General features: G+C 70.1%; 23 protein-coding genes, 1 tRNA gene and 1 pseudogene. 14 read left to right on the forward strand and 11 right to left on the reverse strand.

Going from position 1 to position 22,998, the window contains the following annotated elements:
- Window positions 1–345 precede the first annotated feature (345 nt).
- From nhaA to Q8A52_RS38080, 4 genes are all read left to right on the forward strand, one after another.
- Complete coding sequence (gene nhaA / locus Q8A52_RS38065) at window positions 346–1,782, forward strand: Na+/H+ antiporter NhaA (protein ID WP_316760236.1); 1,437 nt, start codon at window positions 346–348, stop codon at window positions 1,780–1,782.
- A gap of 39 nt (window positions 1,783–1,821) precedes the next feature.
- Window positions 1,822–2,316, forward strand: a complete 495-nt coding sequence (locus Q8A52_RS38070; RefSeq protein WP_316760239.1) for a phage holin family protein — start codon at window positions 1,822–1,824, stop codon at window positions 2,314–2,316.
- A complete protein-coding gene (locus tag Q8A52_RS38075; RefSeq protein ID WP_316760242.1) occupies window positions 2,313–3,242 on the forward strand; it encodes an alpha/beta fold hydrolase in 930 nt (309 codons plus the stop codon). The genes Q8A52_RS38070 and Q8A52_RS38075 overlap by 4 nt, the downstream gene beginning before the upstream one ends.
- 127 nt (window positions 3,243–3,369) lie before the next feature.
- On the forward strand, window positions 3,370–3,549 hold the full coding sequence (locus tag Q8A52_RS38080) for a hypothetical protein (RefSeq protein ID WP_316760244.1): 180 nt from the start codon (window positions 3,370–3,372) through the stop codon (window positions 3,547–3,549).
- A 21-nt stretch (window positions 3,550–3,570) separates the two neighbouring features.
- Here the strand turns inward: Q8A52_RS38080 and Q8A52_RS38085 are convergent, their stop codons facing one another.
- From Q8A52_RS38085 to nth, 3 genes are read right to left on the reverse strand one after another with little or no spacing between them, the layout of a single operon-like run.
- Window positions 3,571–4,770: a MarP family serine protease gene (locus Q8A52_RS38085; protein WP_316760247.1), complete on the reverse strand. Its 1,200-nt coding sequence runs from the start codon at window positions 4,768–4,770 to the stop codon at window positions 3,571–3,573.
- Window positions 4,771–4,783: 13 nt separating this feature from the next.
- The gene (locus Q8A52_RS38090; protein WP_316760250.1) at window positions 4,784–5,479 is read right to left on the reverse strand and encodes an NUDIX hydrolase; all 696 of its coding nucleotides are present in this window, start codon (window positions 5,477–5,479) and stop codon (window positions 4,784–4,786) included.
- Between the two features lie 52 nt (window positions 5,480–5,531).
- Window positions 5,532–6,392, reverse strand: a complete 861-nt coding sequence (gene nth, locus Q8A52_RS38095) for an endonuclease III (RefSeq protein ID WP_316760554.1) — start codon at window positions 6,390–6,392, stop codon at window positions 5,532–5,534.
- A gap of 311 nt (window positions 6,393–6,703) precedes the next feature.
- Between nth and Q8A52_RS38100 the strand changes: the two genes are divergently transcribed.
- Together Q8A52_RS38100 and Q8A52_RS38105 are read left to right on the forward strand one after the other, a co-directional pair.
- Window positions 6,704–7,378, forward strand: a complete 675-nt coding sequence (locus Q8A52_RS38100) for a Crp/Fnr family transcriptional regulator (protein ID WP_018547939.1) — start codon at window positions 6,704–6,706, stop codon at window positions 7,376–7,378.
- A 130-nt stretch (window positions 7,379–7,508) separates the two neighbouring features.
- Window positions 7,509–8,330 (forward strand): nucleotidyltransferase domain-containing protein, encoded by an 822-nt coding sequence (locus Q8A52_RS38105; RefSeq protein WP_316760256.1) that lies wholly within the window; start codon window positions 7,509–7,511, stop codon window positions 8,328–8,330.
- Between the two features lie 138 nt (window positions 8,331–8,468).
- Here Q8A52_RS38105 and Q8A52_RS38110 read toward each other — a convergent pair whose 3' ends face one another.
- The 4 genes from Q8A52_RS38110 to Q8A52_RS38125 form a co-directional block, all read right to left on the reverse strand.
- Window positions 8,469–9,299 (reverse strand): MBL fold metallo-hydrolase, encoded by an 831-nt coding sequence (locus Q8A52_RS38110; protein WP_316760258.1) that lies wholly within the window; start codon window positions 9,297–9,299, stop codon window positions 8,469–8,471.
- A gap of 130 nt (window positions 9,300–9,429) precedes the next feature.
- Complete coding sequence (locus tag Q8A52_RS38115) at window positions 9,430–10,308, reverse strand: NUDIX hydrolase (protein ID WP_316760261.1); 879 nt, start codon at window positions 10,306–10,308, stop codon at window positions 9,430–9,432.
- Between the two features lie 56 nt (window positions 10,309–10,364).
- Window positions 10,365–10,829: a RidA family protein gene (locus Q8A52_RS38120; protein WP_316760263.1), complete on the reverse strand. Its 465-nt coding sequence runs from the start codon at window positions 10,827–10,829 to the stop codon at window positions 10,365–10,367.
- Entirely contained in the window at window positions 10,826–10,987 is a 162-nt protein-coding gene (locus Q8A52_RS38125) for a DUF4177 domain-containing protein (RefSeq protein WP_121891618.1), read from the reverse strand. Before Q8A52_RS38125 ends, Q8A52_RS38120 begins: the two co-directional genes overlap by 4 nt.
- 72 nt (window positions 10,988–11,059) lie before the next feature.
- Between Q8A52_RS38125 and Q8A52_RS38130 the strand changes: the two genes are divergently transcribed.
- Both Q8A52_RS38130 and Q8A52_RS38135 read left to right on the forward strand, forming a co-directional pair.
- Complete coding sequence (locus tag Q8A52_RS38130; protein ID WP_316760271.1) at window positions 11,060–12,037, forward strand: ArsA family ATPase; 978 nt, start codon at window positions 11,060–11,062, stop codon at window positions 12,035–12,037.
- Entirely contained in the window at window positions 12,034–13,353 is a 1,320-nt protein-coding gene (locus Q8A52_RS38135; protein ID WP_316760274.1) for an ArsA family ATPase, read from the forward strand. Before Q8A52_RS38130 ends, Q8A52_RS38135 begins: the two co-directional genes overlap by 4 nt.
- 338 nt (window positions 13,354–13,691) lie before the next feature.
- Here Q8A52_RS38135 and wblA read toward each other — a convergent pair whose 3' ends face one another.
- Window positions 13,692–14,030, reverse strand: coding sequence for a transcriptional regulator WblA (wblA, locus tag Q8A52_RS38140; protein ID WP_067116510.1), 339 nt, complete (start codon window positions 14,028–14,030; stop codon window positions 13,692–13,694).
- A 541-nt stretch (window positions 14,031–14,571) separates the two neighbouring features.
- Here wblA and Q8A52_RS38145 point away from each other — a divergent pair.
- A complete protein-coding gene (locus tag Q8A52_RS38145; RefSeq protein WP_316760276.1) occupies window positions 14,572–16,878 on the forward strand; it encodes a transglycosylase domain-containing protein in 2,307 nt (768 codons plus the stop codon).
- 128 nt (window positions 16,879–17,006) lie between these two features.
- Here Q8A52_RS38145 and Q8A52_RS38150 read toward each other — a convergent pair whose 3' ends face one another.
- Entirely contained in the window at window positions 17,007–17,474 is a 468-nt protein-coding gene (locus tag Q8A52_RS38150; protein ID WP_316760278.1) for a GatB/YqeY domain-containing protein, read from the reverse strand.
- A 153-nt stretch (window positions 17,475–17,627) separates the two neighbouring features.
- On the opposite strand from Q8A52_RS38150, the gene Q8A52_RS38155 reads away from it, so the two are divergent.
- The 3 genes from Q8A52_RS38155 to Q8A52_RS38165 all read left to right on the forward strand — a co-directional run bounded on the left by Q8A52_RS38155 (window position 17,628) and on the right by Q8A52_RS38165 (window position 19,548).
- Window positions 17,628–18,554, forward strand: coding sequence for a metallophosphoesterase (locus Q8A52_RS38155; RefSeq protein WP_316760280.1), 927 nt, complete (start codon window positions 17,628–17,630; stop codon window positions 18,552–18,554).
- A gap of 95 nt (window positions 18,555–18,649) precedes the next feature.
- Window positions 18,650–19,441 carry a Pr6Pr family membrane protein gene (locus Q8A52_RS38160; RefSeq protein ID WP_316760283.1) on the forward strand — a complete coding sequence of 264 codons (792 nt, stop codon included), beginning with the start codon at window positions 18,650–18,652 and terminating at the stop codon, window positions 19,439–19,441.
- 33 nt (window positions 19,442–19,474) lie between these two features.
- Window positions 19,475–19,548: transfer RNA gene (locus Q8A52_RS38165), tRNA-Pro, on the forward strand.
- Between the two features lie 65 nt (window positions 19,549–19,613).
- Here Q8A52_RS38165 and Q8A52_RS38170 read toward each other — a convergent pair.
- Window positions 19,614–19,742, reverse strand: coding sequence for a hypothetical protein (locus Q8A52_RS38170; RefSeq protein ID WP_316760286.1), 129 nt, complete (start codon window positions 19,740–19,742; stop codon window positions 19,614–19,616).
- Between the two features lie 191 nt (window positions 19,743–19,933).
- Here Q8A52_RS38170 and Q8A52_RS38175 point away from each other — a divergent pair, with 191 nt between their 5' ends.
- Together Q8A52_RS38175 and Q8A52_RS38180 are read left to right on the forward strand one after the other, a co-directional pair.
- Window positions 19,934–20,149 carry a hypothetical protein gene (locus tag Q8A52_RS38175; protein ID WP_316760288.1) on the forward strand — a complete coding sequence of 72 codons (216 nt, stop codon included), beginning with the start codon at window positions 19,934–19,936 and terminating at the stop codon, window positions 20,147–20,149.
- Window positions 20,150–20,347: 198 nt separating this feature from the next.
- Window positions 20,348–20,565: pseudogene (locus Q8A52_RS38180) on the forward strand (GntR family transcriptional regulator); the annotation flags it as partial.
- A gap of 174 nt (window positions 20,566–20,739) precedes the next feature.
- Here the strand turns inward: Q8A52_RS38180 and Q8A52_RS38185 are convergent.
- Complete coding sequence (locus tag Q8A52_RS38185) at window positions 20,740–22,212, reverse strand: sialidase family protein (RefSeq protein ID WP_316760290.1); 1,473 nt, start codon at window positions 22,210–22,212, stop codon at window positions 20,740–20,742.
- Between the last annotated feature and the right edge of the window lie 786 nt (window positions 22,213–22,998).

Here is a 22,998-nt window from a genome sequence, read left to right on the forward strand (position 1 = left end):
CAAGATCATGCGCCGACTGCTGCGCGACGTCGCCGAGAACCGCCAGCTCGGAGACGTCACCACCCTGACCGACTCCACGGTCATGGACCTCATCCAGGACAAACTGCCCGCCGCACCCAACGAGGACTGAGCAGACGACTGAGCAGACGGAGGGACACCGCCTGAGGGGCGCCCCGCGCGAAAGCGGGGCGCCCCTCAGGCGCATAACGTGGAACCACCGGATGCATCACCCGACAACCTTAGGTAAACTAAGCAAAGCGCCAGTGGCGTAGCAAGGTCCTCAAGGTGCGCCGGGAAGTCTGGTCGGCATGTGCTCAGCCCTGCCCACCACCCGGAGGTCTCCCCGTGACCGCGCCCCGCACCACCGTCCCCCGCAAGGTCCTCGGACGCCTGTCCCTCCCCGAGCGGACCTTCGTCGCGGACGCGCTGCGGACCGAGACCGTCGGTGGTGTGCTGCTGCTGATCGCCGCGGTCGCCGCGCTGATCTGGGTGAACGTCCCCCCGCTGCACGACAGCTACGAGACCGTCAGCCACTTCCAGTTCGGCCCCAAGGCCCTCGGGCTGGACCTCTCCGTCGCCCACTGGGCCGCCGACGGACTGCTCGCCGTCTTCTTCTTCGTCGCCGGGATCGAACTCAAGCGCGAACTGGTCGCCGGCGACCTGCGGGACCCGAAGGCGGCCGTCCTGCCTGTCGTGGCCGCGCTGTGCGGGATGGCCGTACCCGCGCTCGTCTATGTCCTCACCAACATCACCGACGGCGGATCCACCCGGGGCTGGGCCGTGCCCATCGCCACCGACATCGCCTTCGCGCTGGCCGTGCTCGCGGTCATCGGCACCTCGCTGCCCAGCGCCCTGCGCGCCTTCCTGCTGACGCTCGCCGTCGTCGACGACCTGTTCGCGATCCTGATCATCGCGGTCTTCTTCACCGACCACATCAACTTCGCCGCGCTCGGCGGGGCCGTCGTCGGGCTGGCCGTCTTCTGGGTGCTGCTGCGCAAGGGCGTACGCGGCTGGTACGTGTACGTCCCGCTCGCCCTGGTCGCCTGGGGGCTGATGTACAACAGCGGCGTCCACGCGACGATCGCCGGCGTGGCCATGGGCCTGATGCTGCGCTGCACCACGCACGAGGACGAGCAACACTCGCCCGGCGAGCACATCGAGCACCTCGTACGCCCCTTGTCGGCGGGCCTTGCCGTGCCGCTGTTCGCACTGTTCAACGCCGGTGTGTCGGTCTCCGGCGGGGCGCTCGTCGACGTGTTCACCAAGCCGGAGACCTTCGGCGTGGTCCTCGGGCTCGTCGTCGGCAAGACGGTCGGCATCTTCGGCGGCACCTGGCTGACCGTCCGCTTCACCCGGGCGTCCCTCGGCGACGACCTCGAATGGGCCGACGTCTTCGCCGTGGCGGCCCTGTCCGGCATCGGCTTCACCGTCTCGCTGCTCATCGGCGAACTCGCCTTCGGGGGCAACGCGGTGCTGACCGACGAGGTGAAGGCGGCCGTCCTGACCGGCTCGCTGATGGCGGCCGTCTGCGCAACCGTCCTGCTGAAGATACGCAACGCCAAGTACCGCAGGCTGTGGGAGGACGAGGAGCGGGACGAGGACCTCGACGGCATCCCGGACGTCTACGAGCAGGAGGAGCCGGCGTACCACCTGCGCATGGCGAAGATCTACGAACAGAAGGCGGCCGAGCACCGGCGCATCGCCCGGGAAAAGGCCGCGGCGCGCCACGGGCTGGCCGAAGTGCCGGGCGGGGCAGGCGAGGACGACGACCGTCCGGCATGATCTGACGAGACGGTACAAAAGACGAAGAGGGAGAACGCGATGAGCGCACCCGACGGCAGCCCGGTCGGCGCCGAACGCAGCATCGGCCAGCTGTTCGCCTCGGCGACGACCGAATTGTCGGCGCTGGTGCACGACGAGATCGCGCTGGCCAAGGCCCAGCTGAAGCAGGACGTCAAGCGCGGCGCGACGAGCGGCGGCGCGTTCTCGGCGGCCGGCGTGCTCCTGCTGTTCTCCCTGCCGATGCTCAACTTCGCGCTGGCGTACGGCATCCGGACCTGGAGCGGCTGGAATCTCGCGATCTGCTTCCTGCTGTCGTTCGCGGCGAATGTCCTGGTGGCCGTCGTGCTCGCGCTGATCGGCGTGGTCTTCGCGAAGAAGGCCAAGAAGAGCCAGGGCCCGCAGAAGGTCGCGGCCTCGATGAAGGAGACGGCGGGCGTCCTGCAGAACGCCAGGCCCCACCCCCGTCCCGAGCGCCCCGCGCTGGAAGACCGGGTGCCCGAGGCCATCGAGGCTGTGGGACGCTCGTCGTCATGACGGATCCCTCCGCGACCTCGGTCGTACGCGTCGATGTCCCCGAAGGGGTGACCCACCGGGACGTCGCCGCCAATGGCGCCCGCTTTCACATCGCGGAGCTGGGCGACGGCCCCCTGGTGCTGCTGCTGCACGGCTTCCCCCAGTTCTGGTGGACGTGGCGGCACCAGCTGACGGCCCTGGCCGACGCGGGTTTCCGCGCGGTGGCGATGGACCTGCGCGGCGTGGGCGGCAGCGACCGCACACCGCGCGGGTACGACCCGGCCAACCTCGCCCTCGACGTCACCGGCGTGATCCGGTCGCTGGGCGAGCCGGACGCCGCCCTGGTCGGCCATGACCTGGGCGGCTATCTGGCGTGGACGGCGGCCACGATGCGGCCCAAGCTCGTACGGCGGCTCGCGGTCGTCTCCATGCCGCACCCCCGGCGCTGGCGCTCCGCGATGCTGCGGGACGCCCGGCAGACGGCCGCCGGCTCCTACATCTGGGGTTTCCAGCGGCCCTGGATCCCGGAACGGCAGCTCGTCGCCGACGACGGCGCCCTCGTGGGCCGACTCGTCCGGGACTGGTCCGGGCCTCGGCTGCCGGACGACGAGACGGTGGACACCTACCGGCGGGCGATGTGCATCCCGTCGACGGCGCACTGCTCGATCGAGCCGTACCGCTGGCTGGTGCGATCGCTGGCCCGGCCGGACGGCATCCAGTTCAACCGCCGCATGAAGCGGCCGGTGCGTGTGCCGACGCTGCATCTGCACGGCTCCCTGGACCCGGTGATGCGGACACGGAGCGCGGCGGGCTCGGGGGAGTACGTCGAGGCCCCGTACCGCTGGCGGCTGTTCGACGGGCTTGGCCACTTTCCGCACGAAGAGGACCCGGTCGCCTTCTCCGCCGAACTGATCAACTGGCTCAAGGACCCCGAACCCGATCGGTGACCGTCCCGATGCGTCCGGTATGTCGCATTGAACGTCTGTCCTACGAACAGCCACATGCCTGGCGCATAGGCCAATTGAGGGGCTCGGAGGCGGTTATCGACCATGCGGTGGGGGCAGACGTCGGGGTATGGGCTGGACGCACGACTACAGTGACGCACCCCGAAACCGCCGTTCCACGGGCGGTCTGAGCTCCCACCAGGGAAGCGCCCCGCAGCTGCCGGGCACCGACCTCAGGGTGGGGATCCCGCGCATCCTGCGCCGCCGGGCCCGCTGGGTCTCGGTACGCCTGCGTCACCCCCGTGGCTGACCTGCCCGCGGCGTCCAGGACCTAGAGGGCGCAGCTGTCGGTGCCCACCTGCTCGCTCGCCGTACGACCCTTGGCGATGTCCTGCCGGATCTCGTCCGCCGTGAGCGCGTAGCCGGTCTCGGCGTCGTCGAGGGACTTGGCGAAGACCACGCCGTACACCTTGCCGTCGGGCGTGAGCAGCGGGCCACCGGAGTTGCCCTGGCGGACGGTCGCGTACAGGGAGTAGACGTCGCGGCGGACGGTGCCGCGGTGGTAGATGTCCGGGCCGTTGGCCGTGATGCGGCCGCGCACGCGCGCGGCGCGGACGTCGTACGACCCGTTCTGCGGGAAGCCCGCCACGATCGCGCTGTCGCCGCTGTCCGCGTCCTGGGACGCGAACTGCAGGGCGCGCGCCTTCAGGTCCGGCACGTCGAGTACGGCGATGTCGCGCTCCCAGTCGTAGAGGACGACCTTGGCGTCGTACTTGCGGCCTTCGCCGCCTATCTGGACGGTGGGCTCGTCCACGCCGCCGACGACGTGCGCGTTGGTCATCACGCGGCGGTCGCCGAAGACGAAGCCGGAGCCCTCAAGGACCTTGCCGCAGCTCTGGGCGGTGCCCATGACCTTGACGATGGAGCTCTGGGCGCGGGTGGCGACAGGGCTGCCCGCCAGCGCCGGGTCGGGCGGCCGGACGTCGTTGATCGGCTCGTTGGCGAACGGGCTGAAGACCTGTGGGAAGCCGTTCTGCGCGAGGACCGAGGAGAAGTCCGCGAACCAGGTGTCGGCCTGCGCGGGCAGGGCGCGGGAGACCCCGAGCAGCACCTTGGAGCTGCGGACCTCCTTACCGAGCGTGGGCAGCGTCGTGCCGGCCAGGGCCGAGCCGATCAGCCAGGCGACCAGCAGCATCGCCACGACGTTGACGAGGGCACCGCCGGTCGCGTCCAGGGCGCGGGCCGGGGACCAAGTGATGTACCGGCGCAGCTTGTTGCCGAGGTGGGTGGTCAGTGCCTGGCCGATGGAGGCGCAGACGATGACGATCACCACCGCGACGACGGCGACGGTCGTGCTGACCTCCTTCTGGTCGGTCAGGGCGTCCCAGACGACGGGAAGCACGTAGACGGCGACGAGACCGCCGCCCAGGAAACCGATCACCGAGAGGATGCCGACGACGAACCCCTGGCGGTAGCCGACGATCGCGAACCACACGGCGGCGACCAGCAGCAGGATGTCCAGCACATTCACGGGGTTCACCCTGTCATGACCGCCAGTCGAGTGGGACCTGCTTCTCTCTGTCCCAGGGCCGCTCCCAGCCCGCGTAGTGCAGCAGCCGGTCGATGATCCCGGCCGTAAAACCCCAGACCAGGGCCGATTCGACCAGAAATGCCGGACCTGCATGGCCTCGGGGGTGCACGGCGGTGGCCCTGTTGGCCGGGTCCGTGAGATCCGCCACGGGGACGGTGAAGACGCGCGCGGTCTCGTTCGGGTCGACGACACCGACCGGGGTCGGCTCCCGCCACCAGCCGAGCACCGGGGTGACGACGAAGCCGCTGACCGGGATGTAGAGCTTGGGCAGCACGCCGAAGAGCTGGACGCCGGACGGATCGAGTCCGGTCTCCTCCTCGGCCTCACGCAGAGCGGCCCGCAGCGGCCCGTCGCCCGACGGGTCGCCGTCCTCCGGGTCGAGGGCGCCGCCGGGGAACGACGGCTGGCCGGCATGCGAGCGCAGCGACCCGGCGCGCTCCATGAGCAGCAGTTCGGGACCGCGCTCGCCCTCACCGAACAGGATCAGTACGGCGGACTGTCGCCCCGCCCCGTTCTCCGGCGGCAGAAAGCGGCTCAGCTGGAGCGGCTCGACCGTCTCCACGGCGCTCACCACCGGGTCCAGCCACTCGGGCAGCCCCTCTTTGCTGAGCGTCACCGAGTCGCCGCACGTGTCGCTCGTGTGCGTCATAGCCACCCCCGTTCTTCCGTGTCCAACGCCCGACGGCACCCGGATCGTTCCGTCATGCGGCCCCCAGCGGCGGCGCCGGCCTGCCGCCCGCGTCGAGATAGGACTGCGGAGGCTTGAGGCGCTGACCCGGGAAGCCGCCCTTCTCGTACTTCAGCAGCTTTCGGGCCTTGTCCGGGTCGGTCTCGCCCTCGCCGTACGCCGGGCAGAGCGGGGCGATGGGGCAGGCGCCGCAGGCGGGCTTGCGGGCGTGGCAGATACGCCGGCCGTGCCAGATCACATGGTGCGAGAGATCCGTCCACTCGCTCTTCGGGAACAGCGAGCCGACGACGGCCTCGATCTTGTCCGGGTCGCTCTCGTCGGTCCACTTCCAGCGCCGCACGAGCCGCTGGAAGTGCGTGTCCACGGTGATGCCGGGCCGCCCGAAGGCGTTGCCGAGCACGACGAACGCGGTCTTGCGGCCGACACCCGGGAGCTTGACGAGGTCCTCCAGCCGGCGCGGGACCTCACCGCCGAACTGGTCGACCAGGGCCCTGGACAGTCCTATGACCGACTTGGTCTTGGCCCGGAAGAAGCCGGTGGGGCGCAGGATCTCCTCCACCTCCTCCGGATTGGCGGCGGCCAGGTCCTCGGGGGTGGGGTACTTGGCGAAGAGCGCCGGGGTCGTCTGATTGACCCTGAGGTCCGTGGTCTGTGCGGAGAGCACCGTGGCGACCAGGAGTTCGAAGGGGTTCTCGAAGTCGAGCTCGGGGTGGGCGTAGGGGTACACCTCCGCGAGTTCGCGATTGATGCGGCGGGCGCGGCGGACCAGGGCGGTGCGCGACTCGTCGGCCGGAATCTTCTTCGCGGGCACCGCCTTCGCCGGCGTCACCTTCACCGGCTCCTTCTTAGCCGCTGCCGTTTTGGCAGTTTTTATGGTTTTCCTACCGCCACCCGGGCTCTGTTCGCCCACAGCGGAATCGCGACGTACAACCACCCGCCCAGCCCCCTTGGCCTGTGCTCTACCGGCGATTTGGACACCCGGCCAGCCTAAAGCCCGGCACCGACATCCGCCCCGGACCCAGAAGATCAGCGCCCAATTGGACCCCTGCCGCTTACCTCGGGACACCTGTGCGGCATCCTTGTGACAGATCACACTGTTTGGACGGTCCGGCAAAATGGGGAGCACGGTCCCCTGGTACCAAGGGGGAGCAAGATCCCCTGAGCAGGTCGACAAGGAGAGAACTCGTGGACGACGTTCTGCGGCGCAACCCGCTCTTCGCGGCGCTCGATGACGAGCAGTCCGCGGAGCTGCGCGCCTCCATGAGTGAGGTCACCCTCGCACGTGGAGACTCCCTGTTCCACGAGGGCGACCCGGGCGACCGGCTCTACGTCGTCACCGAGGGCAAGGTCAAGCTCCACCGCACCTCGCCCGACGGCCGCGAGAACATGCTCGCCGTCGTCGGCCCCGGCGAGCTGATCGGTGAACTGTCGCTGTTCGACCCCGGCCCGCGCACGGCGACCGCGACCGCCCTCACCGAGGTCAAGCTGCTCGGTCTGGGCCACGGCGATCTGCAGCCCTGGCTGAACGCCCGCCCCGAGGTGGCCACCGCCCTGCTGCGCGCCGTCGCGCGCCGTCTGCGCAAGACCAACGACGCCATGTCCGACCTGGTCTTCTCCGACGTCCCCGGCCGTGTGGCCCGCGCCCTGCTGGACCTCTCGCGCCGCTTCGGCGTGCAGTCCGAGGAGGGCATCCACGTCGTCCACGACCTGACGCAGGAAGAGCTCGCCCAGCTGGTCGGCGCGTCCCGCGAGACCGTGAACAAGGCGCTGGCGGACTTCGCCCAACGCGGGTGGCTCCGCCTGGAGGCGCGGGCCGTGATCCTGCTGGACGTCGAGCGCCTCGCCAAGCGGTCGCGCTGACACCGAATTCCTGCCTTTCCCTGCCTTACGACTACGGGGTGCCGCCTCTTGAGGGGCGGCACCCCGTTTTCGTCGAACGCCGGACCTTAAATGAGCTGCCTCGCCGCTCCCCTGGGGGCACAGTGAGCCCATGGCCAAAACCGCCCCCTCCAAAGGCCTCGACCCCCAGGGCTACCTCGAGCGCGAGGGCTCTCTCGCCCTCGTCCCGCACAACTTCCGCCCCGTCGTCGCCGTCGCCCGGGACCGACTGCTCGAAGTCTTCGGCGCACGGCTGCACAGCGCATACCTCTACGGGTCGATCCCACGCGGCACCGCGCGCGTGGGACGCAGCGATCTCGATCTGCTGGTCGCGCTGCGGGAGGAGCCGACGGAGGCGGACCGCGAGGCCGCCCGTGTGCTCGGCGCCGCGCTTGACAAGGAGTTCCCGCAGATTGACGGGGTGGGGACGCTCCTGTTCGGCCGGGGACGGCTGCTGAGCGAGCCGGAGCGGTACGACCTGGGGTGGTTCGTGGCCTGCCTGTGCACTCCGCTCCTCGGGGAGGATCTCGCCGAGTACCTCCCGCGCTACCGGCCCGACTCACTGCTCGCCCGCGAGACCAATGGGGACCTCGCTCTCCTCCTGCCGCGCTGGCGCGAGCGGATCGCGGGCGCCGACGACTCGGAAGAGGCCCGGCGTCCCCTCGTACGCTTCATGTCCCGGCACCTCGTGCGCACCGGGTTCACCCTCGTCATGCCCCGCTGGAACGGCTGGACCAGCGACCTGATGGAGATGGCCGAAGTCTTCGGCGGGTACTACCCGCAGCGGGCGGCGCAGCTGCGCACAGCGGCCGAGTACGGATACGAGCCGGTCGGCGATCCCGTCCTCCTGCGGTCGTACGTCGACGACGTCGGGTCATGGCTCGCCGAGGAGTACGCGCGCGTGCACGGCGTGAAGGCGCCCAGGCCCGGCTGAGCGGCGGGGGATCGGCTCGTGCCGACCCCGGCCGCTGCCGGACCGGGCCCCCCTCGCCGCTAGGGCCTGTCGTCAAATCCCCGTCGTTCGCCCGGAGGGCGGGCCCGGCGGCGTCATGGGGGTCCCTGCGCGAGCTCCCTAGATCAGCCCGTGCTCCTGGAGGTAGTCCATCTGCGCCCGCACCGACAGCTCCGCCGCCGGCCACAGCGAGCGGTCCACGTCGGCGTAGACGTGGGCCACGACCTCGGAGGCGGTGCGGTAGCCGTCCTCGACGGCCGTCTCCACCTGGGCGAGGCGATGGGCGCGGTGGGCGAGGTAGAACTCGACGGCGCCCTGGGCGTCCTCCAGGACGGGGCCGTGGCCCGGCAGGACCGTATGGACTCCGTCGTCGACCGTGAGCGACCTCAGGCGCCTCAGGGAGTCCAGATAGTCACCCAGCCGGCCGTCGGGGTGCGCCACGACCGTCGTTCCGCGGCCGAGGATCGTGTCACCGGTCAGCACCGCGCGGTCGGCCGGGAGGTGGAAGCACAGGGAGTCCGCGGTGTGGCCGGGGGTCGGTACGACCCGCAGCTCCAGGCCGCCGACCGTGACCACGTCCCCGGCGGCCAGACCCTCGTCGCCCAGCCGCAGCGCCGGGTCCAGCGCACGGACCTTCGTGCGGGTCAGCGCGGCGAAGCGGGCGGCGCCCTCCGCATGGTCGGGATGGCCGTGGGTGAGCAGGGTGAGGGCGATGCGCCTGCCGGCCGTCTCGGCCGTGTCCACGACGGTGCGGAGGTGGTCCTCGTCCAGCGGGCCCGGGTCGATCACGACGGCCACGTCGGAGTCCGGCTCCGCGACGATCCAGGTGTTGGTGCCGTCCAGGGTCATCGCGGAGGCGTTGGGCGCCAGGACGTTGACGGCCCGCTCGGTGGCGGGACCGGAGAGGACACCACCACGGGGCCGGCCGGGGAGGGCTGCGGCGTCCGTCATGCGGAAGCTCCTTCCGGCGCCGTCGTCCGTGTGCCCGGCGCGACGATCAGCGGCCCGCGCAGCGCCGCGAGGGATACGCGGGAAATCAATTCTCCGCCCCCGGACCGGCCGGGCGGAGGCGCGGCGTCCGTCATGCGATGCCTCCTCCGGTCGGAAGGGTCGGGATGTGCTTGGTGAACTCGTCGTGGCCCGGCCAGGACAGGACGATCTCCCCGTCCACCAGGCGGGCGCGGGCCAGGACGGGCGTCAGATCGCGCGCGGGAGCGGCGGCGAGCGTCTCGGCGGCGGTGGCGTGCGGGGCCAGCTGGCGCAGGGTCGCGATGGTGGGCGGCATCATCGTCAGCTCGCCCTTGTCGTAGGAGTCCGACGCCTCCTGAGGGCGGATCCACACCGTGTGGTCGGCCTCCGTTGACGCGTTGCGGGTGCGCTGGCCCTCCGGAAGGACGGCCACGAAGAACCAGGTGTCGTAGCGGCGGGACTCAAACTCGGGGGTGATCCAGCGGGTCCACGCGCCCAGCAGGTCGGAGCGCAGGACCAGTCCCCGGCGGTCCAGGAACTCGGCGAAGGACAGGTCGCGGGCGACCAGGGCGGCGCGGTCCGCCTCCCAGTCCTCACCCGTGGTGTCGCCGACCACCGAGTCGGGGTCGGTTCCGGCGAGCAGGACGCCCGCCTCCTCGTAGGTCTCCCGGACGGCCGCGCAGACGATGGCCTGCGCGCCGCGCTCGTCGACGCCCAGCCTGTTTGCCCACCACGCGCGCGTGGGGCCCGCCCAGCGGATCTGGTGGTCGTCGTCCCGTGGGTCGACGCCACCGCCGGGGTACGCGTACGCGCCTCCGGCGAAGGCCATGGAGGCGCGTCTGCGCAGCATGTGGACGGCCGGACCGGCGGCGGTGTCCTTCAGGAGCATCACCGTGGCCGCGCGCTTCGGGGACACCGGGGTGAGGGTGCCTTCCGTCAGCGCACGGATACGATCCGGCCACTCCGGGGGATACCACTGCCCATTAGCCATGGGCGGAGGCTATCCCGATGTGCGCGAATGTTCGAGAGGGGCCTGTGAGCAGTGCCTTACGGCACCAGCTCGACCTGGATCTCCACCTCCACCGGCGCGTCCAGCGGCAGCACGGCGACGCCGACCGCGCTGCGCGCGTGGACGCCCTTGTCACCGAGGACGGCACCCAGCAGCTCGCTCGCGCCGTTGACGACGCCCGGCTGCCCGGTGAAGTCGGAGGCCGAGGCGACGAAGCCGACGACCTTCACCACGCGCGCGATGCGGTCCAGGTCACCGGCGACGGACTTCACGGCGGCCAGGGCGTTCAGCGCGCAGGTGCGGGCCAGGTCCTTGGCCTCCTCCGCGGTGACCTCGGCACCGACCTTGCCGGTGACCGGAAGCTTGCCGTCGACCATCGGCAGCTGGCCGGAGGTGTAGACGTACACGCCCGACTGCACGGCCGGCTGGTAGGCGGCCAGCGGTGGCACGACCTGAGGCAGGGCGAGGCCCAGTTCGGTCAGCTTGGCCTCGACGGCGCTCACGACTGCTTCTCCCGCTTCAGGTAGGCCACGAGCTGCTCGGGGTTGTTCGGGCCGGGCACGACCTGGACGAGCTCCCAGCCGTCCTCGCCCCAGGTGTCCAGAATCTGCTTCGTGGCATGGACGAGCAGCGGCACGGTTGCGTATTCCCACTTGGTCATGTGGCCGACTGTAGCCCCTGTTATCCACAGCCTCCCGCGTAGCCCGTCCGCGGACTGGTTAGGCTCGAAGACGTGAGCAGGCTCCAGGTCGTCAGCGGCAAGGGCGGGACCGGAAAGACGACGGTCGCCGCGGCCCTCGCGCTGGCCCTCGCGACCGAGGGGAAGCGCGCGCTTCTCGTGGAGGTCGAGGGCCGGCAGGGCATCGCACAGCTCTTCGAAACAGAGGCGTTGCCGTACGAGGAACGGAAAATCGCCGTGGCCCCCGGGGGCGGGGAGGTGTATGCGCTCGCCATCGACCCCGAACTGGCCCTTCTGGACTACCTCCAGATGTTCTACAAGCTGGGCGGGGCGGGCCGGGCCCTGAAGAAGCTCGGCGCCATCGACTTCGCGACCACCGTCGCGCCCGGTCTGAGGGACGTACTCCTGACGGGCAAGGCGTGCGAGGCGGTGCGGCGCAAGGACAAGAGCGGGCGGTTCGTATACGACTACGTCGTCATGGACGCCCCGCCGACCGGGCGTGTCACCCGTTTCCTCAACGTCAACGACGAGGTCGCCGGGCTGGCGAAGATCGGCCCGATACACAATCAGGCGCAGGCCGTGATGCGGGTGCTGAAGTCGCCCGAAACCGCGGTGCACCTGGTCACACTCCTGGAGGAGATGCCGGTCCAGGAGACCGCCGACGGGATCGCGGAACTGCGGGCGGCCCGGCTGCCGGTGGGCCGGGTCATCGTGAACATGGTGCGGCCCGAAATGCTGGACGAGGCCGACCTGGAACTCGTACGGACCGTGCCGCGCACCGCCGTCGCGCAGTCGCTGTCGGCTGCCGGGCTGGGCGGGGCGCGCCGCGGCGGCAAGGCCGAACAGCTGGTGGACCCGCTGCTCGACCAGGCGGCCGAGTACGCCGAGCGGTACGCGCTGGAGCACGAGCAGCGCGCCGTCCTCGGCGAGCTGGACCTGCCGTTGCACGAACTGCCGCTGCTCGCCGAGGGCATGGACCTGGCGGGCCTGTACGAACTCGCCACCGAGCTGCGGAAGCAGGGGATGTCATGAGTCCGGACCCGGCCCAGGCGCAGGACAGCGGCCGCCACCGCCTCTCCCCCGCGCGCGTGCTCGACATCGACCCGCTGCTCGACGACCCGAAGACCCGGATCGTGGTGTGCTGCGGCTCGGGCGGCGTCGGCAAGACGACGACCGCGGCGGCCCTGGGGCTGCGGGCCGCCGAGCGCGGCCGCAAGGTGGTCGTCCTCACCATCGACCCGGCCCGGCGGCTCGCCCAGTCCATGGGCATCGACTCGCTGGACAACGTCCCCCGCCGGGTGAAGGGCACCGACGGCGACGGCGAGCTGCACGCCATGATGCTCGACATGAAGCGCACCTTCGACGAGGTCGTCGAGGCGCACGCGGACCCCGAGCGGGCGGCCGCGATCCTGGCCAACCCCTTCTACCAGTCGCTCTCTGCGGGCTTCGCGGGCACGCAGGAGTACATGGCGATGGAGAAGCTGGGGCAGCTGCGGGCCCGGGACGAGTGGGACCTGATCGTGGTCGACACGCCGCCGTCCCGGTCGGCGCTGGACTTCCTCGACGCGCCCAAGCGGCTCGGGTCCTTCCTGGACGGGCGGCTGATCCGGCTGCTGACGGCCCCGGCGAAGCTGGGCGGACGCGCGGGCATGGCCTTCCTCAACGTCGGCATGTCGATGATGACCGGCACGCTGGGCAAACTGCTGGGCGGTCAGCTGCTGAAGGACGTCCAGACGTTCGTGGCCGCGATGGACACGACCTTCGGCGGGTTCCGCACCCGCGCGGACGCGACGTACAAGCTGCTGCAGGCGCCCGGCACGGCGTTCCTCGTGGTCGCCGCCCCGGAGCGGGATGCGCTGCGCGAGGCCGCGTACTTCGTGGAGCGACTGGCCGCGGAGGACATGCCGCTGGTCGGACTGGTACTCAACCGTGTCCACGGCAGCGGTGCCGACCGCCTGTCGGCCGAACGTGCGCTCGCCGCCGCGGAAAATCTTGAAGAGCCCCGCATTGTGGATCAGGGGGGCGGGAAAGCTGGACTTCGTAACTCTCCCGACACGTACGGCAGTTCAGAATCCCCCGCTGTCGAAGCACCGGCTTCCGCCGAAGGCTCCCCCGCCGCCACGGACCCGGAGCGCACAGTCGACCAGCTCACCGCAGGCCTGCTGAAGCTGCACGCCGAGCGCATGCAGCTGCTCTCCCGCGAGCAGCGCACGCGTGACCGCTTCACCGCGCGCCACCCCGAGGTGGCGGTGGTGGAGGTGGCCGCGCTGCCCGGAGATGTGCATGACCTCACGGGGCTGCGGAACATCGGGGAACGGCTTGCGGCCGGCCGGACGGAGCTGCCCTAGAGGCCCGCCCGAGCCGACCCGGACGAGCGGAACGCGGGCCCTCCCCTGACCCATGCACGATGCCCCTGCCCCGAGCACGCACGCGACGACCCCTGACCTGGGCGCGTGCCCGACCGGAACTTCCCCTGGCTCTGGCGCCCTGACTCCGGCGCCTGCCGCGTGAGGCATGGCACACGAGGCATTGCCACTGCCGTTTCCCATGACGTACGACACACGTCACACGCACCCTGTGACCCGCATGCGACCTGTACCACCGAACCGGACATACCAGACGCGCCGCTTCCCGTGACGCGTGCCCGGCCCGAGTTGCCCTGGGTGTAGACCCGAGGGGAGGGCCCTCAGCTCACCGCTGCGTAGTTCTCGTACACCTCATCGCTGTCGAGAGGCACGATCCCGGCCCCGCGTTCGTATTCCGAGCGCGCGGTCTCCAGGAGCCTGCGCCACGATGTCACGGTGGGCCGCCTGCGCAGCAATGCGCGGCGCTCCCGCTCCGTCATGCCTCCCCACACGCCGAACTCGACGCGGTTGTCCAGCGCATCGGCCAGGCATTCAGTGCGTACCGGGCATCCGGTGCACACCGCCTTGGCCCTGTTCTGCGCTGCTCCCTGAACGAACAGTTCATCCGGATCGGTAGTGCGGCAGGCAGCCTGCGCACTCCAGTCGGTTACCCAGCCCATACCGGCGCCGTCCTCTCCCGAATCGAGGCTCCCCCACGGCGGCAGCGGCATATTCACCGCCGCCAGTTGAGGACGTTACGGAAGGTGGGCACAGCGCAACACCCCCTTCGGGCCCAATCTTGAATGGCCCGAACGGACTATGGGTTAACGGCAGATCACCCGCGGGAGTGAGCTGGCGACATGCGTGATCATCCCGGCAAACCGGGACAGCTGTGGTACGTCACAACGGACGCCGGATGACACACAAGGCGGATTCGGACACGCCGCCCACAAAAAAATTGGGCTACCTCCGGAACGATTCGGGGTCGCCGGACGTATTGATACGTGGCCGCACTGCTGTGACAGTTGAGAGCAGCTTAGGCCAAGGCATATACGCGTGTCCGGCGAATGAGAACGTAGGCGCCGCATGCCGCCCACGGCCCGGCGCGGGCTGTCGGTCCGGGATGTGACGGATGTCGCCCATGTCACGATCCGGCACTCGAACATCCCGAGAAGCACCCGCTCCACCGGATCGCTCATCTCTACGGATTAGGCTGCCCTCATGCCAAAGAAGCGCTCGGGTGGTGGCCTCTCGGCAACGCAGCAGGCCGCCAAGTTCCTCGGTGTCAGTGTCCTCGCGGGAGCCGTGATGGCCGGCATCGCGCTGCCCGCGGCCGGAGCGCTCGGGCTCGCGGCCAAGGGGTCGGTCCAGGGCTTCGACGAGATCCCGGCCAATCTGAAGAGCCCACAGCTCAGCCAGCGGACCACCATCCTGGACGGCGCGGGCCACCAGATCGCGACGGTCTACTCCCGTGACCGCACGGTGGTGGACCTCAAGGACATCTCGCCGTACATGCAGAAGGCGATCGTCGCGATCGAGGACTCCCGCTTCTACCAGCACGGCGCGATCGACCTGAAGGGCGTCCTGCGCGCCCTGAACAAGAACGCGCAGAGCGGCGGGGTCGCCCAGGGCGCCTCCACGCTCACCCAGCAGCTGGTGAAGAACTACTTCATCGAGGAGGCCGGCGACGACCCGACGAAGGTCGCGCAGGCCACCCAGCAGACCCTGGGCCGCAAGATCCGCGAGCTGAAGTACGCGATCCAGATCGAGGAAAAGCTCGGCAAGAAGAAGATCCTCGAGAACTACCTCAACATCACCTTCTTCGGCGAGCAGGCCTACGGCGTCGAGGCGGCCTCCCAGCGTTACTTCTCCAAGCACGCCAAGGACCTCAGCCTGCAGCAGGCCGCGCTCCTGGCCGGCATCGTCCAGTCGCCGAGCCGCTACGACCCGGTGAACGACGAGGCGGAGGCCACCAAGCGCCGCAACACCGTCCTCCAACGCATGGCCGAGGTCGGTGACATCTCCCAGCAGGAGGCCGACGCGGCCAAGGAGAAGCCGCTCGGGCTGCACGTGAGCCAGCCCAAGAACGGCTGCATCACCGCAGGCAAGGGCGCCGGCTTCTTCTGCAAGTACGTGGAGAACGTCTTCCTCAACGACCCGGTCTTCGGCAAGACCAAGGAGGCCCGGGCCAAGATCTGGAACCGCGGCGGTCTGACGATCCGTACGACGCTCGACCCGCAGTCCCAGGCGTCGGTCCAGGCCTCGCTCAAGCAGCACGTCGAGAAGTCGGACAAGGTCGCCGCGGCCGCCACCCTGGTCGAGCCCGGCACCGGCAAGATCCTCGCCATGGGCCAGTCGAAGCCGTACGGCTACGGCAAGAACGAGACCGAGTACAACTACTCGGTCGACCGTGACATGGGCGGCTCCAACTTCGGCTTCCCGACCGGTTCGACCTTCAAGCCCTTCGTGGCCGCGGCCGCCATAGAGGGCGGCAAGCCGGCGACCCAGGAGTACTCGTCGCCGTACAAGATGCCCTATCCGAGCCCGGTGCAGGCGTGCAACGGCAAGCAGTGGGTCAACGACCGCGCCTACACGGTGGAGAACGAGAGCGAGTCGGAGAAGGGCCCGTACGCCATGAAGGAGGCGATGGCGAAGTCGGTCAACACCTACTTCGTGCAGCTCATCTCCGACATCGGTCTGTGCCCGGTGGTGAAGATGACCGACGCGCTGCACGTGGTGCAGGGCGACGGCAAGAAGCTCCCCGAGGCGCCGGCCATCGCGCTCGGTTCCAAGGGCATCTCCCCGCTGACGATGGCCAACGCGTACGCCACCTTCGCCGCCCGCGGCATGTACTGCACGCCGATCGCCATCGAGTCGATCACCCAGAAGGCCGGCAACGAGCAGAAGTCGATCCCGGTGCCGAAGTCGACCTGCTCGCGCGCGATGACCGAGAACACCGCGGACACGGTCAACACGCTGCTGCGCGGCGTGGTCGACTCCGGTACGGGTCAGCAGGCCGGCCTCACCGACCGCGAGAGCGCAGGTAAGACGGGTACGACGGATGAGCGCAAGAACGCCTGGTTCGTCGGCTACACGCCCAACATGGCCGGCGCGGTCTGGGTCGGCAGCGCCCGGCAGAACGTGAAGATGGTCAACATCACCATCGGCGGCGTCTACCACCCCCTCGTCTACGGCGGCCAGGTCCCCGGACCCATCTGGAAGGACGCCATGAGCGGCGCCCTGCTGGGCAAGCCGTCCGAGTCCTTCAACCTCGTCGACATCCCGGACAGCAACGACAACGGCGACGACAACGGTGACGGCCACGGGCACGGCCGCGACCACGGCGGCGACAACGGCGGCTTCATCGGCGGGATCATCGGCGGCCTGACGGACGGCGGTACGACGGCGGGGACGGCCAACGGCGGCGCGAACGGCGGCACGCTCCCGGCGCCCACCATCTCCCTCCCGGGCAACTTCATCCAGGGGCAGAGCAACGGGGGGAACAGGAACGGCGGGACGCACGGCTGAGGCCGCGCCGTCGGATTCGGAAACACAGCGGGACCGCACCGGGACAGAAGCCCACGGTGCGGTCCCGTCGCCGTATCCGGGCCGGTCGGCCAGGCAGCAGCTTGGGCCTTTTCAGCCCTCTGGCAGCTTCAGCCCTGCAGCAGCTTCTTGACCGCGGCGGCGACACGGCCGCCCTCGGCCTGGCCGGCCACCTTCGGGTTCACGATCTTCATGACGGCACCCATGGCCCGCGGCCCCTCGGCACCCGCCGCCTTCGCCTCCCCGACGGCCTGGGCGACGATCTGCTCCAGCTCCTCGTCGGACAGCTGCTTGGGCAGGTACGCGGCGAGGAGCTCGCCCTCCGCCTTCTCCCGCTCGGCCTGCTCGGGACGACCACCCTGGGCGAAGGCGTCGGCCGCCTCCCGGCGCTTCTTGGCCTCCTTGGTGATCACCTTGAGGACCTCGTCGTCGGAGAGCTCGCGCTTCTCCTTGCCGGCGACCTCCTCCTTGGTGATCGCGGCGAGCGTCAGCCGCAGCGTCGAGGAGCGGAGCTCGTCGCGCTCCTTGATCGCGGCGTTGAGGTCGTCGTGCAGCTTCGACTTGAGCGTGGTGGTCATGGCGTCGATTGTCTCAGGTGCGGAAGGCCGGGCGCCTGCCGATTTAGCCGGAGCCCGCTCGGCACGACGAGAAGCGCGCCGGTCGCCGAATCGGACGGGGGCTCGGGCGGCGGGCGGTCCCGGGGCCGCCGTCCGGTCTGACACGATGGTTGTATGCGCGCTCGATACGGAGTACCCCTGGGAATCGCGGCGGCCGGCGCCGCCGGTGTGTTGTATGCGGCGGGGTTCGAGGCCCGCTCCTTCCGGCTCCGACGGGTGACCGTCCCGGTCCTCCCCGCGGGCATGCGCCCGATGCGCATCCTCCAGGTCTCCGACATCCACATGGTGAGCGGTCAGCGCAAGAAGCAGCGCTGGCTGCGCTCGCTGGCGGGCCTGCGCCCGGACTTCGTGATCAACACCGGCGACAACCTCTCGGACCCGGAGGGCATCCCCGAGGTCATGGACGCGCTCGGCCCCCTGATGGAGTTCCCGGGCGCGTACGTGTTCGGCTCGAACGACTACTACGGCCCCAGACTCCGCAACCCGGCCCGCTACTTGCTGGAGAAGGCCAGCGGCCACCACGGCCTGAACGGCAACCCGCCGGTCGTGGGGGCGCTCCACAACCCCTGGGAGGACCTGCGCGACGGCTTCGACGCGGCGGGCTGGCTGAACCTGACCAACACCCGGGGCGTGCTGAAGGTCGAGGGCGTCTCCGTCGAGCTGACGGGCCTGGACGACCCGCACATCAAGCGCGACCGCTATCTGCAGGTGGCCGGCGGCCCCTCGGGGACGGCCGACTTCTCGATGGGCGTGGTGCACGCACCGTACCTGCGGGTGCTGGACTCGTTCGCGGCGGACGACTACCGCCTGATCCTGGCCGGCCACACGCACGGCGGCCAGCTCTGCATCCCCTTCTACGGCGCCCTGGTCACCAACTGCGACCTGGACACGGACCGCGTGAAGGGCCTGTCCACGCACACGGCGGAGGGCCGCACGTCGTACCTGCACGTGTCGGCGGGCTGCGGTACGAACCGCTACACACCGGTACGGTTCGCCTGCCCACCGGAGGCGACGCTGCTGACGCTGGTGGGCCGGGAGTAGTCCGCGGGGACGCCGGGACCGGGCGGGACTCGCGCACGTAACCCACCCGGCCCGCCCACATCGCCCCTTTTATGCGTTTTGCTTAGCGTGAGGGCATGACCGCCCCGATACCCAGGGACATCCCGGACCTCCCCGCGGTCCCGCACAAGCCCAGACTGTTCCCCTCGCACGTACCGGCCACCGCGGTGGTGCCCCCCGTCCCCCGCCCCCTGACCGCGGCCTTCCGCCTCCTTGTGGCCCTGGCGGCGGCCGCCGGCGTAACCCTGGAGCTCCTCCTCGGCAGCCCGGCCCGGGCGATGAGCTATTTCAGTGTCCAAGCCAATGCCCTGCTGGCGCTGGTGTTCCTGATCTCCGCCCACCGGGCCTGGACGGCCCGCCGCCCCGTGTCGTCGGCCGTGACGGGCGCCGCACTGCTCTACGCCGTGATCTCGGCCCTCGTCTACCACCTGCTGCTGGCCCACACGACGCCCCCGTTCTCCATGACGGGCGCGACGACGCCGCCGGCGCCCTGGCACGGCGAGTGGCTCGCCGCCCAGCTCCTCCACAAGGCGGCCCCGGCCGCGGCGGTCCTGGACTGGCTCCTGCTCACGACCCCCGGCCGCCTGCACCTGCGCCAAGCCGCCGCGTGGCTCCTCTACCCCCTGGCCTACCTGGTCTTCTCCCTCGCCCGCGGCGAGCTCCTCCTCCCCGGCACCACCGACCGCTACCTCTACCCCTTCCTCAACGTCGACCAGCACGGCTACCGCGGCGCCCTCGCCAACGCCCTCCTCCTCGGCCTGGCCATCTACGGCCTCGCCGTCCTCCTGATCGCCGTCGACCACGCCCGCCCGAACCCTGTCCGCCGCCGCGCCAAAACCGGATTTCGTCTCCGGCCACCAGTGGGCTAAAGTAAACGTCGTCGCCGCGACAAGCAGCGACATCGGGGTGTAGCGCAGCTTGGCAGCGCGCTTCGTTCGGGACGAAGAGGTCGTGGGTTCAAATCCCGCCACCCCGACAGTTAAGTACCAGGTGAGGCACCTCCCAGATTTGGGAGGTGCCTCACCTGTCTTGTGTGCGTGTCTATCTGCGTGACCATCGATTTCTGAGTGCCTGCGAGCGTCGCGGGTCGGCGCCGAAGATCCCGTCCATGACCACGGCACCGGTCTGGATCACGGGCCGGATCTGCTTGCGGTAGACCTCCTCGGTCACGGCGGTACCGGAGCGCCCGACGAGCCGAGAGATCTGGCCTCTTCGTCCAGGGCCTGTCCGACGGGCCGCGTCACCGACCCCGCACCCGACAGCAATGTCACCCGAATGGCGCAACATGACGTGCCACCCACATGGGTGAAGATCAAGCTGACTAGTGCCCCAACCGAGGCAATCCGTGAAAGGGAAACCAAATGCGCATTCGACGAATCCTCGCCGCCGTCATCGCCACGGCAGCCCTCGCCGGACTCGGCCTCACAGGCGCCGCCACCGCGACCGCCGCCACCGCACAGGGTGCCCCATCCTACGTCACCCCTTCTCAGTGCAGGGAGGGCGGCGGAGTTCCCGCGATCAATGAGCCGGGCAACCTCTGCAAGGGCGGTACGCACGACGGGGAGCCGGTCGACTGAACCCCACAAGGCGCCCCGCAGCCACGCGCCGCGGGGCGCTCCCGCGCGAGCGCAGCCGGGAGAGTCGCAGGGACTGTGCCGACCCGTCGGGCACGCCAGGTCCGAGTCGGCCCGGAAGCACGCGGCGGGCGGGAGTTCCCGAACGCCGTCGCGCGCGAGCGCAGCGAGCTGCCAAGGTTTGCGCGGCCGTAGGCCGCACCTTCTGCGGCGGAGATCGCGGCGCGGCTCGGAATCGCCGAGGACGAGCCGTGTGTCCGGACGACGTACGCCAGCTGTCGACGAGTTGGGAGCCGTACGACCTCACCGCCGGCACTCTCGTCGTCCTCCCTGAGGGAGGGCCCCACGCGGGGGCGGGCGTTGTGAACCGCATGGCCGTAGTCGGGGTCACCGTCAGCCACGCCATGGAGCAGCCGGAGCAAACGTGCCCCTTCCGTGTCCGACAGACCGGGAAACCACGCGGTCCCAGAGCAGCGGGCCCGCCCCGCCGGGCGGGACGCGGCCAAACCTTCCCGCCCAACGTGGTCACGCAGTGGGTCCGAGGCCTGTCTGCAGCCGTCGGCGGTCGGGCCGGCCGACGGCGTCCGCGTCGGTCAGCGGGTGCGGAGACTGCTGGTGTACACGTCCGTACGGTTCTGTGGTGCGCCGGAGTGGGTCTCGGTGAGCACCGCCCGTACTCCCTTGCCGTCCGCCACCAGGCCTTGGTAGTCGCCGAGGAAGTAGCCCCCGGAGAACGGCGCCTGCAGCCAGTCGAAGACCCGCGAGATCCGTCGTTCGGTCCGGAGCTTCGGGTTTCCGTGCTGCAGCGTGGCCAGTTGGTAGGCGGTGGGCAGGGTGGTGGTGTTGCCGGGCTTGAGGAAGCGCAGGTCGTAGTAAGTGAGCGCGACCGTGCCCCGCTCGGCGACCGCGATCGACGGTGAGAAGGCCGGAACGCCCTTGGGGCTGATCAGCTCCGGGGTCCCCCAGGTGCGTCCGCCGTCGATGGACCGCACAAGCTGGACGGAGTCGAACTTTCCACCGGAGAATTCCGAGCCCTCGTAGGCCATGTACAGCGTGCCTGTCTTGGGGTCGACGGCCGGGCTCGGCAAGGTGGTCCCGTCGCGCAGCAGTTTCGTGGGGTCGTTCGGGTCGACCTCCGGTACGGAGGTGTCCCGGGCCACGGTGACCGGGGCGCTCCAGGTCTCTCCGGCGTCGGTCGAGGTGACCACCTCGTAGCGGGCTTCGACGACGGTGCTCAGGTCGTCGGAGTAGGTGATCCGGTCGAAGAAGTCGTACAGCGTGCCAGTGCGCCGGTCGGCGACGATCAGATGGCCGATGGTCTGGGTGTTGGGCACGGTGCTGGTGTCGACGAACGGCCGGGCCTTGCTCCAGGTGCGGCCGCCGTCACGGGTGAGGGAGATGTAGCCGGGACCGTCGAGGGTGCTGGGGCCGGGTGGGTCGTTGTCGAGGCGGTTCCAGACCTGGTAGGCGGTGCCCTTGCGGATCGGGTCGGCGGTGAGTGAGGGCTTGTCGTTGAAGAACGGCTGCTCGTCGACGTGCGTGGTGGTGAGGTTCTGCCAAGTGCGGCCGCCGTCGCGGGACGTGACTGCCAGAAGGGCGCTGCGCGTGCTCTTCGTGAAGTCGACGCCCTCCCCGCCGGCGTAGACCGTGCCGTCGGGTCCGGTGCTCACCCAGGGGTCGGTGGCCCGTTCGTAGTCCGCGCCGCCGGGGGCGCACAGGCTGAACGGCAGCGTGCTGCGGTGGAAGGTGTGGCCGTCCGTGGTCCAGCCGGCCGCCAGGCCACGGGCGCCGCCGTCGTTCCAGCGGTCCTGCTGGAACACGGTGACCACGCGCCTCGGGTCGCGCGGATCGACGGACAGGTACGGCTCGACCTCGGTGGCCGGGTAGACGATGCTGTCGGGAGACCTCGCTCCGATGGTGCACTTCGCGTACGGGTCGCCTTGGGACACCTTGACCAGTGATGTGCCGTCCGGGTTCCGGTCTGCTGCGGCGGGAGACGCGCCGGTGACCGTGACGAGCAGGAGCGCGGCGGTGGTGACGGCGGTCAGGGGCAGGAAGACGCGCAAGGGGGATCTCCTCCGGGCCTGTCGGCCCGGGGTACGGGACCGCAGTCATCGGGGCGGCCTGGGGCGCGGAGGCGTACCGGAACGCGAGGGTGGGGCGACTCCGCTTGATCCTTTTCGGCGTTGCAGCCGGTGCCCTTGATGGGCCGAACGACGGAGTCGTCCCCGGGGTCGTCGAGGGCACGGCGGAGCCGACCGGCGGGTGCACCGTGCCGGTCGGCTCCTTGGTCGTGCTGTTACGGCGGTCGTGCTGTTACGGCGCCGTCTCGTAGGTCCCCGGAGAGGGCCGTGGGCCGCGTGCCGGTCGGCGATGCCGGCGGGGCCGGCCTTGACTCGGACGGGTTGGAGCGGGATGACCTGCTGGACCTCTTCCACGGTGGGGATGAGTCAGGGCATCGGCAAAGAGCCACCTCAATGCGGACAGCGGCGCGATCATCGCCCGCGCCAGAAGGAAGACTCCATCACGTCGGCACATCCAGGCTCGAGGCCGGCGGGACTGCTCGTTCTTCTGCGCCTGTTCAAGACCTGCCGAGTGTCAACAACGCTCGTGATCAATACAGCTGGGAAATCCGAATCAATACAGCTAGGGAATGCGAACGTGTTCAGGACGGCGCGGACCGTCTCGAAGCGGTGACGGCCTCGGCTTCCAGACGGTCGGCGTCCACCATCGCGAGTGCCGCGGTGTCGAGACGGGTGCGGGCGATCCACCCGACGGTGGACTGGGTGCAGTCACTCCATACCCAGCGCGCCGGGCGCACCGGCCGGACTGGTTGCCCAGCCGTGCGCCGA

The organism is Streptomyces herbicida (assembly GCF_032656585.1).
Taxonomy (GTDB): Bacteria; Actinomycetota; Actinomycetes; order Streptomycetales; family Streptomycetaceae; genus Streptomyces; species Streptomyces herbicida.